Source organism: Novosphingobium sp. BL-S-34, from assembly GCF_056857015.1.
Map to the genome: position 1 here is coordinate 2,951,407 of NZ_CM166472.1, position 14,827 is coordinate 2,966,233.

Below are 14,827 nucleotides of genomic sequence, written 5' to 3' on the forward strand. Positions count from 1 at the left end.
GTTCAGGTTGGAGGAATACGCGTGAAGTACCTGTTTCTGCTGGGGACGGCTCTTGCCGTCTCGACCCCCGCTTTCGCGGATGAAGCCGCAATCGATAGTATCGTCGTCACCGCGACGCGCACCGAAACCCCCACCAGCGAGATCGGCCAGTCCGTCTCGGTCATCACCCGCGAGGATATCGAGCGCACCCAGGCGGTCACCGCGACCGACATCCTGGCCCGCCTGCCGGGCGTGACGTTCGCCCAGTCGGGCGGTTTCGGCCAGCCGGCCAGCGTGTTCATCCGCGGCGCCGAGAACGCGCAGAGCCTTGTGCTGATCGACGGCGTGCGCATCAACGATCCCGGCGACGTGGGCGGCGGCTTCGACTTCGGCAGCCTGACCGTCGGCCAGTTTGACCGCATCGAAGTGGTGCGCGGATCGTCCGGCGTGCTCTGGGGCAGCCGCGCGATCGGCGGCGTCATCAACCTCATCACCGCGCGCCCGACCGAGCAGTGGACCGCGCGCGGCCAGGCCGAATACGGCTGGCGCGACCAGAAGCAGCTCGGCGCCTCGGCGGCGGGCAAGGTCGGTCCGGTGGGCCTGACGCTGGGCGGCAACTGGCTCAAGGGCGACGGCTACTCCGCTTTCGACGAGCGCCTCGGCGGCCAGGAGAAGGACGGCTTCGAGAGCAAGAGCGCCAACGCCCGCGCCGAAGTGGAGCTGGTGAGCGGTCTTTCCGCCGATGCCGGGACGTACTGGACCAAGGCCAATTACGATTACGACAACACCGGCGCCGATGCCCTGAACGTGGGCCTGAAGCGCGACACCGTGGGCTATGCCAACTTGCGCTACAAGGGGCTGGACGGCCGCCTCAGCGCGCGCCTGGGCTATGGCCTCACCGATACGCGCCGCATCTCGGACGATGCCGTCTTCGGTCCCTACACCACCAATGGCCGCGCCGACCGTTTCGAGGGTCAGGTCTCCTACACCCCCATCGACATGGCCAGCATTCTCGTCGGTGCCGAGACGGAGAAGCAGAAGTTCTCCGACAATTACGGCTCGAAGGATTCGACCTCGATCGACAGCTACTTCGGCATGCTGACCCTGCGCCCCGTCACCGGGCTGACGCTGAACGGCGGCCTGCGCTATGACGACAATTCGGACTTCGGCCACAAGACCACCTTCTCGGCCAACGGTGCCTGGGTGATCGGGGGCAGCGAGGAAGCGCCGATCCTGCGCGCCAGCTATGGAGAGGGCTTCAAGGCGCCGTCGCTCTACCAGCTCTATTCCAATTCCGGCTTCCGCGCGCTCGATCCCGAGACGTCGAAGTCGTGGGATGTCGGCGTGGAGCAGCCCTTTGCGGAAGGCCACGGCACGTTCTCGGTCACTTACTTCGACCGCAAGACGAAGAACCTGATCGATTACGACCTGACCGCCTTCAACTACTACAACGTCGGCCGCGCGCGGGCGAAGGGCGTGGAACTGGGCATGCAGGTGAGCGACTGGGAAGGCTTCGACATGAGCCTTTCGGCCACTTACCTCGACGCCACCAACGAGGTGACCGGCACGCGCCTCGCTCGCCGTCCCAAGACGAACCTCTATGCCAGCCTGGACAAGCACTGGTCGGACGGCTTCCGCCTCGGTGCGGACCTGCGCGTGGGCGGCGGTCGCTATGACGACATCGCCAATACCTACTACCTCGGCGGCAATGTCGTCGTCGGCCTGCGCGGCGCCTTCGACGTGACGCAGAACATCCAGGTCTACGGCCGTGTCGAGAACCTGTTCGACGAACACTACGAAGTGGTGCGGACATATGGCACCCCGGGCCGCGCGGCTTATGCCGGGGTGCGGGTGAAGATGTGATCCTGTCGTCTGCCCTGACGACATCGGTTGGACGGGGCAGGCGCAAGGCCCGCCGGTTCCTTGTCGTGCTGGCTCTGGCTGGCTCGGCGGCGCTGGCGGGCTGCGGGGGCGGTGACACCACCGAGGCCGCCCCCGCGGTACCGGGCCACGGCGAGAGCGGGGCGGAGCGCCCCACCATCGTCTCGCTCAACCCCTGCACGGACGCCATCCTGGCCGAAGTGACGGATCCGGGGCAGTTGCTGGCGATCTCCAGCTATAGCCAGGATCCCGAGAGCAGTTCGATGCCGATCGCCCGCGCGCGCCGGTACCGGGCGATCTCGGGGACGGTGGAGGAAGTGGCGACGATCCATCCCAGGGTGGTCGTCGCCAGCGCATTCCTCGACCCCGCGAGCGAGGCGGCATTCCGGCGCCTCGGCTACCGGCTGGTGAAGATGCCGATCGCCTCGGACCTGGGAGCCGCGCGCGAACAGGTCCGCACGCTGGCACGGCTGGCGGGTCATGCCGCGCTGGGCGAAAGGCTGGTGGCCCGCATCGACGCCGCCGTGCGCCGCGATGCACCGCCGCCGGGCTCAGCGCTTCTTCCGGCAATAGTGTGGGAATCCGGTGGACTGGTGGCGGGTGACCAGACCCTGATCGTTGACATGATGAAGCACACCGGCTTTACGAATATTGCCGGCGCGCGGGGCCTTTCCCAGGCCGATTACCTGCCTCTGGAGCACGTGCTGGCGGACCCTCCGCGCGTGGTCTTCGCGGTGGGCGATCCGCTCGCCGAGGAGGACCGAATGTTGCATCATCCGGCGCTCTCCGCGCTGACCAGTACCCGGCGTTTCCTGCTCAGCCGCTCCATTCTCTGGTGCGGCGGGGCGACCATCCCGCGTGCGCTGGACGAACTGGCCGCCGCGCGCCGCGCGCTTGCGGAAACGGAGATGCCGCCGGCCCACGGGGCAGGCACCGCAACAGCCCCCGCGACAGGCACCGCAACAGGCCCCGCATCGGCCCCCGCAAAAGCCACCGGGCGGATCGTTTCCGCAAGACCATGAACCTGCGTTTCGTCCTGCTGCTGGTCCTCGCGCTCGTCGTCGCGGTGCCGCTGTCCCTGCTGGCCGGGCGGGTGTGGATCAATCCTTTCGCCCCGGAACTGCACAGCGCCTCGGTCATCCTGCTTCAGCTTCGCCTGCCGCGCGCGGTCCTGGCGCTGGTGCTGGGGGCTGGGCTGGGCGCGGCGGGTGCGGCCATGCAGGGGTATTTGCGCAACCCCCTGGCGGATCCCGGCCTGTTCGGCATCGCGCCGGGCGCGGCGCTGGGTGCCGTGCTGAGCTTCTGGACCGGCTATGCTTCGGCGCCGTGGATGCTGCCGCTCTTCGCGCTGATCGGCGCGGGCGGCGCCATGGCGCTGCTGGCGCTGATCGCGGGACGCGGCGGCGGCGTGGCGCTGTTCACCCTGGCCGGCCTCATGGTCTCCAGTCTCGCCGGCGCGCTGATGAGCCTGGCGATCAGCCTGACGCCTTCGCCTTTCGCCATGAGCGAGATCGTCACCTGGATGATGGGCTCGCTGGCCGACCGCTCCTGGCGCGAGGTCTGGATCGCCACGCCGCTGACGCTGGCCGGGATCGGCGTCATCCTGGCGGCGGGACGCGATCTCGACGCGATGACCCTGGGCGAAATGGCCGCGCGCTCGCTGGGCGTGGAGCCGCTGCGGCTCCAGGCCCTGCTGATCCTGGGCGTGGGCCTCGTCGTCGGTTCGGGGGTGGCGGTAGCCGGCATCATCGGCTTCGTCGGCCTGATGGTGCCGCACCTCGTGCGCCCGATGACCGACCGCAAACCCTCGTCGCTGATCGTGCCTTCGGCGCTGGCGGGGGCGCTGCTGCTGCTGGTGGCGGACTGCATCTGCCGGATCATGCCGCTGTCCGGCGGCGAACTGCGGCTGGGCATCGCGCTCAGCCTGCTGGGCGCGCCGTTCTTCCTGCGCCTGCTGCTGAAGATGCGCCGGGGCATGGTGGCATGAGCTTCGGCGCCGACAACGTCACGGTCGCCGGGCGGCTCGACGGGGTATCCCTCAATTGCCGCCGCGGCATGATCACGGCGATCTGCGGGCCCAACGGTGCGGGCAAATCGACGCTGCTTTCGGTGATCGCCGGATTGCTCAAGCCCGATGCGGGCAGGGCGGTCATGGGCGGCCGGGCGCTGGCGGCGGTCTCGCTGGCCCAGCGCGCGCAGTGGATCGGCTATCTGCCCCAGACGCCGGAAGTGGCCTGGGATGTCTCGGTGGAAGTGCTGATCTCGCTCGGCCGCCTGCCCTGGCGCGGTGCGCCCGCTGCCGAAACGCAGGACGCTATCGAGGACGCCATCGCCGCCATGGATCTTCAGGAACTGCGCCACCGCCCGGTCTCGACCCTGTCCGGCGGCGAACGCGCGCGGGCGCTGATGGCCCGCGTCCTGGCGACCCAGCCCGGCTGGCTGCTGGCGGACGAGCCTTTCGCGAACCTCGACCTGGCCCATGGTGCGGCGCTGATGCACCGCTTTCGCCAGCAGGCGCGGGCGGGGCGCGGCGTCGTCCTTGTGCTGCACGACCTGGCGACGGCGATGAACCATGCGGACCAGGTGCTGGTGCTGGCGAAAGGCCGGGTGGAGGCGGAAGGCCCGCCGGAAATGGCCCTCTCGCGCGAGGTCATCACCCGCGTGTGGAACTGCCCCGCGCACTGGCTGGGCGACCCCGGCGAACGCGCCCTCTCGATCGGCGCCCCGGCGCCGCTCGCCGTGGATTTCCGGCAGCAGTTCTAGCGCGCGGGAATGCGGCCGCGGGTTATAATTGCATTTTCCGCAAATATCGTCTATCACCGTCCACGCTGACGTCGCGTGCGACGGACCATCGGGCAGCCATTGCTCCCCCCTTGTCCCTTACGAGCCTCATGACGCCGGAATGCGCCGAGACGTGCATGCCGCGATGCGCCGGACGAGAACGTCCAGAGCGCTTTTCCTGCCCTTGGGGGCCTACGGCTAAACGGGATTCATTCCATGACCGATCCGAGCACTCGTCCTTTCCTCATCACCAAGGATGAGGATGGGGCCTTCCGCCTTACCGTGAGAACGACGAGGTACAATTCACGCGGCTATCCGCTGGTGACGGCCACGCTTCAGGACGGCGCGTTCAAGACGGCCAACGCCGCGCGGGCTTTCGCGCGCGAGAACTTCAATGCCCAGCCCGGCGAATACGCCACGAAGTAAGGCGCGGCCCGCCGAGCCTGCGCCGCCGGGCGCGGCTTACCGTGCTCCATGCAAGACCGCCGCCCCGTTTCCGGAGCGGCGGCTTCGTTCGGGCAGGGCCGGCGCGTCGAGCGCCTGCCCGGGATCCGATCCTTACTGAGCCTTCGGCGCCAGGCCGCGGGCTTCCAGCATCGGTTCGACTTCGGGGTCATGCCCGGTGAAGTCGCGGTAGAGCTGCGCGAAGTCCTTCGTGTGGCCCTGGCCGAGGAAGGTCTTGCGGATGTGGTCGCCATTGGCGCGCGTCATGCCGCCGTGCTTCTCCACCCAGTCCCAACCGTCGTGAGCGAGCATCTCGGTCCAGATGTACGAGTAATAGCCCGCAGCATAGCCGTTGTCCCAGATATGGCGGAAGTACGGCGTCTTGTAGCGCGGCGGGATCAGGTCGGTGTTGAGCCCGGTGGCGGCCAGTGCCTTGGCTTCGAAGGCCATCGGCGGCTGCGCGGCTTCTTCCGGCGAGAGCTGATGCCACTGGATGTCGAGCATGGCTGCCGACAGTGTCTCGCCCAGGCCGAGGCCCTGGTTGAAGGTGTGCGCGGCCTTGATCTTGGCGATCAGGTCGGCCGGGATCGTCGCGCCGGTCTGGTAGTGCTTGGCGTAGTGGTTGAGCACGGCCGGAATGGTCGCGAAGTTCTCGTTGAACTGGCTGGGGAACTCCACGAAGTCGCGCGCGGTGTTCGTGCCCGAGAGCGAGGGATACTTCTGGCTGGCGAAGAAGCCGTGAAGCGCGTGGCCGAATTCGTGGAACATGGTTTCCACATCGTCGAAGCTGGCGAGCGCGGGCTGGCCGTCGGCGGGCGGGGCGATGTTCAGGGTGTTGCTGACGACGGGCTTTTCACCAAGCAGGTATGACTGCTCGACGAAGTTGCTCATCCAAGCGCCGCCCTTCTTGTTGGAGCGGGCGAAGGGATCGTAATAGAAGATCGCCAGCTGCTTGCCGTCGGCATCGAACACTTCGTAGGCGCGCATGGTCGGGTGGTAGACCGGCAGGTCGGTGCGGCGCTTGAAGGTCAGGCCGTAAGTCTGGTTGGCGGCATAGAATACGCCGTCTTCCAGCGTGCGCCAGACTTCGAAGTAGGGCTTGATCTGGCTTTCGTCGAGTTCGTACTTCGCCTTGCGGACCTTCTCGGCGTAGTAGGACCAGTCCCACGGTGCCAGCGTGGCGTTCTGGCCGCCGGCCTTGGTGCCCTCTGCCTTCATGGCGGCTTCGAGCATGGCGGCTTCGCGGTCCTGCGTGGCGCGCAGTGCGGGGACGAAGCCCTTCATGAACTCCATCGCCTTGGCGGGCGTCTTCACCATGCGGTCGTACATCTGGTACGTCGCGAAGTCGGGCGCGCCCAGCAGTTTGGCCTTCTTCGCGCGCAGGGTCGCCATCTGGGTGACCATGGCGGTCGTGTCGTATTCGTCGCCGCCCGAGGTGCGGTTGATGCTGGCGTCCCAGAGCTTCTTGCGGCTGTCGCGGTTGGTGAGGCTGGCGAGCGCGGCCTGCTGCGTGGTGTTGCCCAGCGCCAGCATGAACTTGCCCGCATGGCCCTTTTCGGCGGCGAGCTTGCCGGCGGCGGTGATTTCGGCCTGCGAAAGGCCGTCCAGCTGCGCGGCCGTGTCGAAGATCGGCGCCTTGGCGGCCGTGGCCGTGGTCAGCTTCTGCGAGAAGGCGGTTTCCAGCTTGGCGATTTCGAGGTTCATCGCCTTCAGCTCGACCTTCTGCGCGGCCGAGAGCAGGGCGCCGCGGTGGACGAACTTGTCGTAAGTGGTCGCCAGCAGCATGGCGTCCTCGCCGGTCAGGGCCTTTCCTGAGGCGCTGTCATGCACGGCCTTGACGCGGGCGAAGAGCGCGTCGTCAAGGTAGATATCGTCGTTCAGCGCGGAAATCTGCGGGCTGACGGCCGTATCGATGGCATCCAGCGCATCGCTGGTATTGGCCGAGGTGAGCTGGCTGAACACGTTGTAGACGCGGTCGTACAGCGTTCCGGCGCGCTCCATCGAGACGATGGTGTTCTCGAAAGTCGGCTTGGCCTTGCTGCCGGCGATGGCCTTGATCTCGGCGCGCTTGGCGGCGATGCCGGCTTCGATGGCGGGCTGCCAGTCGCTGTCCTTGTACTGGGTGAAGTCCGGCGCGTGGAGCGGCAGGGCGCTGGGCTTGGCGAAGGGGCCGTTATAGGCGGGCGCCGTGGCGGCGCTCCTGGCGTCTGTCTTTGCGGCAGCCGTCACGGAAAATCCTCCAAGCAGGCCGGCGCCGAGCACGAGCGGGGCGGCGGCGGCCATGAGCCGGGTCTTCATCGGTCTTTTCTCCTGGCTTCGGCAACCCGAAAGATACAGCTCGAAAGATGCAGCCCGAAATAAGCAGGGAAGGCCTCCCTGCGGGGTCGCGGGCGGGTGCCGAAAAGTGGTCAACACACGGGGTTGAAGCGGAGAAAACCGAGGGGTGCAAGGGCTGGAGCGCAGGCAGGAACGCCATTGCGCAAATGACGCATGCGACGTTTATTCGCGGAAAGGAATACGCGCCGGAGCGCAATCAAGTTGCGCTCCGGCGCGCCGTCAGGTCGCTCCGACAGGGGGAATCGGTCCGGTCAGCTCGACCGGAAGCGACCTTTGGTCCACACCAACATGGGTTCGGTGCCTTCGTCGTGGTCGCGGCGATGTTCCTCGCGCTGGCGATCCAGGATCAAGGATCCCGTCTTCCGCGCGAACTGGCTGCGGCGAAACGGAATTTCGGCTCCGATATTCATTTCAGGCTCTCCTCTATCGAGGAGCAACGCCGCAGCAGGGTGAAAAGTTCCCAAAGGAAGCGGGGTGTCGCACCGCCCTGGCGTGGCGGGCGCCGCGAAGGCCGGGGCGCTAACCTGCCCGATCCGCCAGAAGGCCGAAGGGCAGCCGGGTCGCTGAAGCGGCATCCGCCAAAGTGTGGGCGTCGAGTTCGGCGAGGAAGGCCGCCATCGCCTGACGCAGGATCGCCGTCAGCCCGCAGGCGCCCTGGAGCAGGCAGTTCCCGCAATCGGCGGGGCTCATGTTCGGCTCGGTGAGCCGGACCACTTCGCCCAGCGTGATCGCGTGCGCGGGACGGCCCAGGCGAAAACCGCCGTTTCGGCCGCGCACCGTCTCCAGCAGGCCGGCATTGCCCAGCAGGTTCACCACTTTCATCGCATGGTTGCGCGAGATCGCGTGGGCCTGCGCCACTTCCGCGATCGAAAACAGCCCCGCGGGATCGACCGCAGCGTGGAGCAGGATGCGCAAGGCGTAGTCGGTGTGCGCGGTAAGGCGCAAGGCGGGTCTCCGGGAAAATGATGCTCCTCATTTACATCTTTTTGGATCGGCGTATAGATGCATCCAGTTTGCATCATTTAAGAGGACGAATCGAAATGGCCGCTCCGCTCAGCGAACAGACCGTCGCCACGATCAAGGCGACTGCACCCGCGCTTCAGCAGCATGGGGTGGAAATCACCACCCGCATGTACGAGCGGCTGTTCCGTAACGAGGAGGTCCGCGCCATGTTCGACCAGGCCGCGCAGGATTCCGGCGAGCAGCCGCGCCGCCTGGCCGCCGCGATCCTCGGCTATGCGCAGAACGTGGACAAGCTGCAGAACCTGACCGGCGCGGTCGCGCGCATGGTGCAGCGCCATGTCGATACCGGCGTGAAGGCGGAGCATTACCCGCTGGTGGCCGAAGCGCTGCTGCCCGCCATCCGCGACGTCCTGGGCGCGGCGGCGACCGACGAAGTGCTGGCGGCCTGGGGTGAGGCTTACTGGTTCCTGGCCGATATCCTGATCGGCAAGGAAACCGCGGCTTACGCGGAACTGGAAGAGGCCTGACCTTCGGGGGGCAGGGCACCGGTTCCGCGAAGCATCCTGCTTCAGCGCGTGCCCACGCCCGTCTCGAACTGCGACTGGAGGTTCGCCAGCGCCGTGGGCGAGACCGGCGGCAGTTCCTTCGCCGCCTTGCCCTTGCGCAGGGCGGCACGGTCCTTTTCCGCCGGTTCCACCACACGCACGCGCACGGCGGCCTTGCCCTTGCTTCGCACCCCCAGCGCTTCGGCGGCGCCGCGCGAAAGATCGATGACGCGGGCGCTTTCGCCGAAAGGGCCGCGGTCGTTGACGCGCACCAGGATGCGGCGGCCGGTATCGAGGGCGGTCACTTCGACATAGCTCGGCAGCGGCAGGGTGGTATGCGCGGCCGTGATCCAGTCCGGGCGGAAGCGCTCGCCATTGGCGGCGCGGTTACCGGATTCGCTGCCGTACCAGGTGGCATAGCCGAGCACGTCGTAGCCGGGCTGGGCGGCCGGCGTATAAGTATTTCCTCGGACCTTGTAGGGCGGGCCGATGCGTACCGGCGCATCGCTGACCGGCCGGAACTTCGTGCCGCCGCCGCAGGCCGCCAGGGCCGCGGTGAGGACGATTGCGAATGCGGGCTTGAGCACCCCCGTTAAACTCTCGCTCATGCGGGCTTCCTAGCTTTCCCGGGGCGGCGCTGTCCATGCCTCCCGGCGTGAGGGCCAGTGAGACGGCGACGGAACTTCCGGGCCTTGAGGCCGGTTGTCTCCCGCTGAAGGAGTGACGCATGTTCAAGTCGATAGCCGTTGCCGCACGCGATCGGGGCCGCATGGCGGAAGTCTCGGCCGTGATCGCCCGCTTCGGGCTGGACTCGCTGGCGGTCCGGCTCGGGATCGGTGGCGACGGGAAAGAGGGCGATGATGCGCAGGAGAGCGCGGAACCGCGCGACGTGCCCACGCGCACCCGCAAGGCGCTGGAGGCGCTCGGCCCGACTTACGTGAAGCTCGGCCAGATCCTGGCGACGCGGCGCGACCTGCTGCCCGATCCTTGGATCGCCGCTTTCGAACAGTTGCAGAGCGATGCGCCGCGCCTGCCCTTCGAGACGCTGCGCGGCGAAGTGGAAGCGGCGCTGGGCGGGCCGCCGGAGAGCGTCTTTGCCCGGTTCGACACCGAGCCGCTGGCCGCCGCCTCGATCGCGCAAGTGCACCGGGCGCGGCTGCACGACGGCACCGAAGTGGTGGTGAAGATCCGCCGACCGGGCATTCGCGCGCGGATGGAGGCGGACTTGCGGCTCATGCGCCACCTCGGCGCGCTGGCGGAAGCGCGCAGCGCCGCCGTGCGCCGAATGAAGCCCGCGGCGATGATCGAGCAGCTTGGCCGCGAGATCCTGGACGAACTCGATTTCACGGCCGAGGGGCGCAACGCCGACTTGCTGCGCGCCGACCTCGCTTCGCTGGAGCGGATCACCGTGCCGCGCATCCACTGGGAGTGGACGGGCGAGCAGGTGCTGGTGATGGATTATATCGAAGGCATCGCCCCGCGCGATCCGGCCGTGCTGAAGGCGGCGGGGATCGATCCCTCCCGCATCGCCGCGCTGGGGGCGGAACTGGTGCTGGAGATGGTGCTGGTCAACGGCCGCTTCCACGCCGATCCGCATCCGGGCAATCTGCTCTGCCTGCCGCCGCAGGTGCCCGGCGGTGACGGACTGGCGCTGCTGGACCTGGGCTCGGTCGGCTTCGTCAGCCCGCGGCGGCAGCACGAATTCCTGACGTTCATCCTGGCGCTGCGCAGCGGCGACCCCGGCGGCGTGGCGGACATGCTGGCCACCTGGTCGCAGGACGGCGAAGTCCCGCGCGAAAAGCTGCTGCGTGCCTCCGAACGGCTGGTGTCGCGGCACGGCACCGGGGCGCTCGTGCTCAATGCGATGGTGGCGGATTTCTTCCCGTTGCTGCGGCAGGAGGGGCTGGTGCTGCCGCCCGACCTGGTGCTGATCTTCAAGGCCATGGTGACGATGGACGGCGTGCTTTCCGGGATCGCGCCGGACTTCGACTTGTCCGAAGCGCTGGGCCGGATGCGCGGGCGGCTGGTCGCTTCGCGGCTTTCGCGTCTTGCCGCGCCGGACAATCTGGAGACGGCGCTGCTCGAACTCTCGCGCGTGGCCGAGGAAGCGCCGCGCTTCCTGCGCGCGGCCTCGGCCCGGATGGAGGCATCGTCACCACCTGCAAGGGAATCCGGCCGAGACTTCGGGCGAGAGGGGGGCACGGCCAGAGCGGTGAGCCGGGCCGGATGGCTGATCGGCGGCGCCGTGGTGATCCACGCCGCCGCCGACCTGCTCGTTCACTGGACCTGAATTATCGGCGGGCCGCTTCGGACTTGTCGCGCGCTGCCTTGAATTCCGAGCCGGCCTTCCACTGCGGCCACTTGTCGGAATTGGCGAGGTCCGTGCCGATCGTGCGGACGAGTTCGACGTCCTGCACGGCGCCTTCCATTTTCCACTCCGGCGACCAGGCATCGCAGGCCTGGTGGTAGCACTGGCCGGTATAGGCATCGATCCAGGCCTGGCCCGCCTTGACGCCGCCCTGCTTGAGGTCGGAGGCCCCGGCAATGCCCATCATCAGCATGACCGGCACGCCGCGCTTGGCGAAGGAGAAATGGTCCGCGCGGTAGAACAGGCCGCGCTCCGGCAGGCCTTCCGGGGTGACGCGGCGGCCCTGGGCTGCGGCGACGCGGGCCATGTCGTCCTCCAGGGTATCCTGACCCTTGCCGATCAGCGTCACGTCGTTGGCGGCGCCCGCCGTCTGGAGCACGTCGATGGTGAGGTTGGCGACGGTCTTCTCCATCGGGAAGACCGGGCTGGCGGCATAGAATTCCGAGCCGAGCAGACCGCGCTCCTCCGCCGTCCAGGCCGCGAAGACGACGCTGCGCTGCGGGGCGGGCTCGCTCTTCATGACGCGGGCGATGTCGAAGAGGGCGGCGATGCCGACGCCGTCGTCATTGGCGCCGGCACGGTAGATGCGGCCCTGCGCGTCGGGGGCGCCCTTGCCGTAGGCGTCCCAGTGGGCACCGAACATCACCACTTCGTCCTTGCGCGTGGTGCCGGGGATCTGGGCCAGCACGTTGTGGCTCATGACTTCTTCATGCGCGACGGGGACGTCCGCATCGAAAGTGACGCCTTTCAGCGGCACCGGCTTGAAGTCCGGACGGCGCGCGGCGGCCGAGAGCCTGGCGAGGTCCAGCCCGGCGGAGCCGAACAGGCGGTTGGCCGCCTCGCCCGAGAGCCAGCCCTGCAGCGCCAGGCTGGTGAGCTTGTCGGGGCTCCGCACGATATCGTAGTTCTCGCCGCCGGGGCTGGTGACGACGTTCCAGCCATAGCCGGCGCCCTCCGTCTCGTGGACGATCAGCGCGCCGACCGCACCCTGCCTTGCGGCTTCCTCGAACTTGTAGGTCCAGCGGCCGTAGTAGGTCATCGTCCGGTCGCCGAACTTGCCGGCGGCGGGCTCGCCCTTCTTTGCGTGGAAGTCCGGATCGTTGATGAGGAAGACCACGACCTTGCCCTTGAGGTCCATGCCCTTGAAGTCGTCCCAGCCGCGCTCCGGTGCGTTCACGCCGTAGCCGACGAAGACCACCGGCGCGCCCGCGATGCGCGCGGAGTCGTCGGGGCGGACGGTGGAGATGTAGATGTCCTTGGCGACGGTCACCGGCATGGCACCCTTCGGGCCGGAGAACGCCAGCGTCTTCGGCGCGGCAAGGCGGGTGTGGAGCAGCGGCACTTTCTGCACCCACTGTCCGTCAGGTCCGGCGGGCTGGAGGCCGATGTCCTGGAAGCGCGCGATCAGGTAGCCGATGGTCCTTTCCTCGCCCACCGTGCCGGGCGCGCGGCCCTCGAAAGTATCGGATGCGAGCGTCCTGACATCGGCGACGATCCGGTCGGCATCGATGGCCTCCCGGGCGATGGCGGGATGGGACACGGCAGCGAGCAGCGCGGTGGAGAGCGCGAGGAGAGGCTTGTTCATGTCCTGCGCTTTTAGGGCGCGGGACGGGAGAGGCAAGCGGCGCCGGGCTACTTGTAGAACCCCTCCCGCAGGCGGACGCCGTGTTCCAGCCAGGCCTTCATCGCTGCCAGCATGCCCGTCCAGCCTTCGCAATTGCCATAGGACGCCTTGAGCCCCTCCGGCGTTTCCGACCATCCTTCCTCGCTGATCTGCACGAGCGTGCGGCCATCCTCGAGCGGCTCGAAGGCCAGGGTGACGAGGGTGCGGTGCTCGCCCTCGGCATCGGCCAGAACGGCGGCCTCGTCACCGCCCCAGCGCAGGAGGATGTGGCGGGGCGGTTCGGCTTCTACGACATGGACCGGGAAGGCGCCGGGAAAGTCGTGGAAATCCCAGGTGACGACGGCGCCTGTCTCCAGCCGCCCCCTGGCGCCGCCGGTGGTGAAGAACTCGGACAGAACGGCAGGATCGGCAACGGCCTCGAATACGTCCGCGACGGGCCTGGCGATCCGGCCCCGAACGGTGAACTTCGGCATCATGACTCGTCTCCCATGCAGCGCCTTTCCGGCGCATTCCGCCGGCTCGGCGGGGTCTTCCGGGCCTGTCCTAACGCAGATGCGGCAGGCGCCAGGCCTCCAGCAGCGCCGCCGCGCGCAACGAGAAGATGGCGATGCCGGCGACGATGCCGGCAGCGTCCCGGCGCAGGCCGAAGCGCTGGATCAGGACAACCATCAGCGTCGCGCCCGCCAGCACGGCCGTGGCGTAGAAGTCTTCATGCAGGACATGCGGGACCCGCGCAATCAGCACATCGCGCAGGATGCCGCCGCCGCATCCGTTGATCGTGGCGATCACGACGACCGGCGCGCCGTCCAGGCCGTAGTCCAGGCACTTGCGGGTGCCGGCCACGGCGGCGAGCGCCAGGCCCACGCCCTCGAACATGTCGATGGCGAGCGGCGGGGTGACATTCGCCACCGGCCCCAGCATCAGGGATGCCGCGATCACCCCCGCGGTTGCGGCCAGGGCAAGGGCGGCATAGCGCCAGTCGCGCAGCGGCGCCGGGGGATGTTCGCCCAGCAGGAGATCGCGGATCACGCCGCCGCCGACGGAACCGGCGAAAGCGAGCACCAGGATACCGAAGAGGTCGAGATCGGCCTGCACCCCCGTCAGCGCGCATTCGGCGGCGAGCACGAAAGTGGCGGCGAGGTCGACGGCAGTCAGCATCCTGTCGCGGATGCGGGCGTTGACGGGTGCCGCAGGCGTCACGGGCAGCGGCCGATCACAGGAAATCCGCAGCGTCTGTCGGCATCATGACTGCCCCCTGGAAGTGTGCGCGCACCATGCCGGACGCGGTCTTCTCACGGCAAGTCTAACACGGCTGGGCCATTGCTCAAGGAAGGGCGCTCAAGAAGGCGCGCTCAGGCAGGGACGCTCAGGCGCCGGGCGCCTTGGCGATCGGCACCAACAGCGCCGAAGTGCCGTCGACGAAGTCGATGCGCAGGTGCCAACCGTGACGCTCCTGTACGATGGTCCAGGTGCGGGCGGAAAGCATGAGACCCCAGAACCGCGTGGCCATGAGTTCGGCCCTGGTGTTGCCGCAACCCGCCGCCGTGATGATGCTGGTATATTTGCCGTCCCGGTTCAACCCGCCGAAGGGCTCGCCCGGAACGCCGGTCCAGCGAAGATCGCCCTGGCTTACGGAATTGCAGGACCAGGTGCCGGAGACATAACCGTCCCGCGCAAAGTGCAGGGTGGCGGCAGTGCGCGCGCCCTTGCCCCCGTTCGTGCGGCGGGGGACGCGGTGCCCCTGCAATTCGTGCAAGGCCCAGGGCTGGCCGGTCAGCCGCGGTGCCTCGCCTGCCTCCGCGCTGCCGATCCGGTGCGCGGCGATGTCGGGTGAGCATCCACAAAGGAGCAGGGCAAGAATCAGGGCCGGTCTGGTCATGTTTCCGGAAAGCCACGGAAAGATGA

Annotated in this window: 15 protein-coding genes; 7 read left to right on the forward strand and 8 right to left on the reverse strand. The window is 68.1% G+C overall.

From position 1 onward, the window contains the following. Positions 1-21 precede the first annotated feature (21 nt). From AC1VV3_RS14060 to AC1VV3_RS14080, 5 genes are all read left to right on the forward strand, one after another. The gene (locus AC1VV3_RS14060) at positions 22-1,842 is read left to right on the forward strand and encodes a TonB-dependent receptor domain-containing protein (RefSeq protein WP_431568716.1); all 1,821 of its coding nucleotides are present in this window, start codon (positions 22-24) and stop codon (positions 1,840-1,842) included. Then, on the forward strand, positions 1,839-2,882 hold the full coding sequence (locus AC1VV3_RS14065; protein ID WP_465128048.1) for an ABC transporter substrate-binding protein: 1,044 nt from the start codon (positions 1,839-1,841) through the stop codon (positions 2,880-2,882). Before AC1VV3_RS14060 ends, AC1VV3_RS14065 begins: the two co-directional genes overlap by 4 nt. Continuing rightward, positions 2,879-3,847, forward strand: coding sequence for a FecCD family ABC transporter permease (locus AC1VV3_RS14070; protein WP_132261879.1), 969 nt, complete (start codon positions 2,879-2,881; stop codon positions 3,845-3,847). Before AC1VV3_RS14065 ends, AC1VV3_RS14070 begins: the two co-directional genes overlap by 4 nt. After that, on the forward strand, positions 3,844-4,623 hold the full coding sequence (locus tag AC1VV3_RS14075; protein WP_132261881.1) for an ABC transporter ATP-binding protein: 780 nt from the start codon (positions 3,844-3,846) through the stop codon (positions 4,621-4,623). The genes AC1VV3_RS14070 and AC1VV3_RS14075 overlap by 4 nt, the downstream gene beginning before the upstream one ends. Before the next feature lie 234 nt (positions 4,624-4,857). Further along, the gene (locus AC1VV3_RS14080) at positions 4,858-5,067 is read left to right on the forward strand and encodes a hypothetical protein (protein ID WP_132261883.1); all 210 of its coding nucleotides are present in this window, start codon (positions 4,858-4,860) and stop codon (positions 5,065-5,067) included. A gap of 132 nt (positions 5,068-5,199) precedes the next feature. On the opposite strand, the gene AC1VV3_RS14085 is transcribed toward AC1VV3_RS14080, so the two are convergent. From AC1VV3_RS14085 to AC1VV3_RS14095, 3 genes are all read right to left on the reverse strand, one after another. Beyond that, positions 5,200-7,383, reverse strand: a complete 2,184-nt coding sequence (locus tag AC1VV3_RS14085; protein ID WP_431568718.1) for a M3 family metallopeptidase — start codon at positions 7,381-7,383, stop codon at positions 5,200-5,202. Positions 7,384-7,673: 290 nt separating this feature from the next. Beyond that, a complete protein-coding gene (locus AC1VV3_RS14090; protein ID WP_165921306.1) occupies positions 7,674-7,832 on the reverse strand; it encodes a hypothetical protein in 159 nt (52 codons plus the stop codon). A 109-nt stretch (positions 7,833-7,941) separates the two neighbouring features. Then, positions 7,942-8,367 (reverse strand): Rrf2 family transcriptional regulator, encoded by a 426-nt coding sequence (locus AC1VV3_RS14095; protein WP_134095069.1) that lies wholly within the window; start codon positions 8,365-8,367, stop codon positions 7,942-7,944. A 95-nt stretch (positions 8,368-8,462) separates the two neighbouring features. Here AC1VV3_RS14095 and AC1VV3_RS14100 point away from each other — a divergent pair, with 95 nt between their 5' ends. Then, positions 8,463-8,912: a globin domain-containing protein gene (locus AC1VV3_RS14100; RefSeq protein ID WP_431568719.1), complete on the forward strand. Its 450-nt coding sequence runs from the start codon at positions 8,463-8,465 to the stop codon at positions 8,910-8,912. A 41-nt stretch (positions 8,913-8,953) separates the two neighbouring features. On the opposite strand, the gene AC1VV3_RS14105 is transcribed toward AC1VV3_RS14100, so the two are convergent. Next, entirely contained in the window at positions 8,954-9,538 is a 585-nt protein-coding gene (locus AC1VV3_RS14105) for a septal ring lytic transglycosylase RlpA family protein (RefSeq protein WP_314463642.1), read from the reverse strand. A gap of 119 nt (positions 9,539-9,657) precedes the next feature. On the opposite strand from AC1VV3_RS14105, the gene AC1VV3_RS14110 reads away from it, so the two are divergent. Beyond that, positions 9,658-11,220 carry an ABC1 kinase family protein gene (locus tag AC1VV3_RS14110; RefSeq protein ID WP_431568720.1) on the forward strand — a complete coding sequence of 521 codons (1,563 nt, stop codon included), beginning with the start codon at positions 9,658-9,660 and terminating at the stop codon, positions 11,218-11,220. 1 nt (position 11,221) lies between these two features. Here the strand turns inward: AC1VV3_RS14110 and AC1VV3_RS14115 are convergent, their stop codons facing one another. From AC1VV3_RS14115 to AC1VV3_RS14130, 4 genes are all read right to left on the reverse strand, one after another. Then, a complete protein-coding gene (locus AC1VV3_RS14115; RefSeq protein WP_431568721.1) occupies positions 11,222-12,883 on the reverse strand; it encodes a M28 family metallopeptidase in 1,662 nt (553 codons plus the stop codon). A 47-nt stretch (positions 12,884-12,930) separates the two neighbouring features. After that, positions 12,931-13,398, reverse strand: a complete 468-nt coding sequence (locus tag AC1VV3_RS14120) for an SRPBCC family protein (RefSeq protein WP_314463636.1) — start codon at positions 13,396-13,398, stop codon at positions 12,931-12,933. 67 nt (positions 13,399-13,465) lie between these two features. Continuing rightward, the gene (locus AC1VV3_RS14125) at positions 13,466-14,080 is read right to left on the reverse strand and encodes a trimeric intracellular cation channel family protein (protein WP_431568722.1); all 615 of its coding nucleotides are present in this window, start codon (positions 14,078-14,080) and stop codon (positions 13,466-13,468) included. A gap of 208 nt (positions 14,081-14,288) precedes the next feature. Then, a complete protein-coding gene (locus AC1VV3_RS14130; RefSeq protein ID WP_431568723.1) occupies positions 14,289-14,801 on the reverse strand; it encodes an META domain-containing protein in 513 nt (170 codons plus the stop codon). Between the last annotated feature and the right edge of the window lie 26 nt (positions 14,802-14,827).

Excerpts from the sequence above, each read along its gene's own strand:
- AC1VV3_RS14070 (WP_132261879.1), top strand. The coding sequence starts at position 2,879 with ATGAACCTGCGTTTCGTCCTGCTGCTGGTCCTCGCGCTCGTCGTCGCG.
- AC1VV3_RS14075 (WP_132261881.1), top strand. The coding sequence starts at position 3,844 with ATGAGCTTCGGCGCCGACAACGTCACGGTCGCCGGGCGGCTCGACGGG.
- AC1VV3_RS14080 (WP_132261883.1), top strand. The coding sequence starts at position 4,858 with ATGACCGATCCGAGCACTCGTCCTTTCCTCATCACCAAGGATGAGGAT.
- AC1VV3_RS14085 (WP_431568718.1), bottom strand. The coding sequence starts at position 7,383 with ATGAAGACCCGGCTCATGGCCGCCGCCGCCCCGCTCGTGCTCGGCGCC.
- AC1VV3_RS14090 (WP_165921306.1), bottom strand. The coding sequence starts at position 7,832 with ATGAATATCGGAGCCGAAATTCCGTTTCGCCGCAGCCAGTTCGCGCGG.
- AC1VV3_RS14100 (WP_431568719.1), top strand. The coding sequence starts at position 8,463 with ATGGCCGCTCCGCTCAGCGAACAGACCGTCGCCACGATCAAGGCGACT.
- AC1VV3_RS14105 (WP_314463642.1), bottom strand. The coding sequence starts at position 9,538 with ATGAGCGAGAGTTTAACGGGGGTGCTCAAGCCCGCATTCGCAATCGTC.
- AC1VV3_RS14110 (WP_431568720.1), top strand. The coding sequence starts at position 9,658 with ATGTTCAAGTCGATAGCCGTTGCCGCACGCGATCGGGGCCGCATGGCG.
- AC1VV3_RS14115 (WP_431568721.1), bottom strand. The coding sequence starts at position 12,883 with ATGAACAAGCCTCTCCTCGCGCTCTCCACCGCGCTGCTCGCTGCCGTG.
- AC1VV3_RS14120 (WP_314463636.1), bottom strand. The coding sequence starts at position 13,398 with ATGATGCCGAAGTTCACCGTTCGGGGCCGGATCGCCAGGCCCGTCGCG.
- AC1VV3_RS14125 (WP_431568722.1), bottom strand. The coding sequence starts at position 14,080 with ATGCTGACTGCCGTCGACCTCGCCGCCACTTTCGTGCTCGCCGCCGAA.
- AC1VV3_RS14130 (WP_431568723.1), bottom strand. The coding sequence starts at position 14,801 with ATGACCAGACCGGCCCTGATTCTTGCCCTGCTCCTTTGTGGATGCTCA.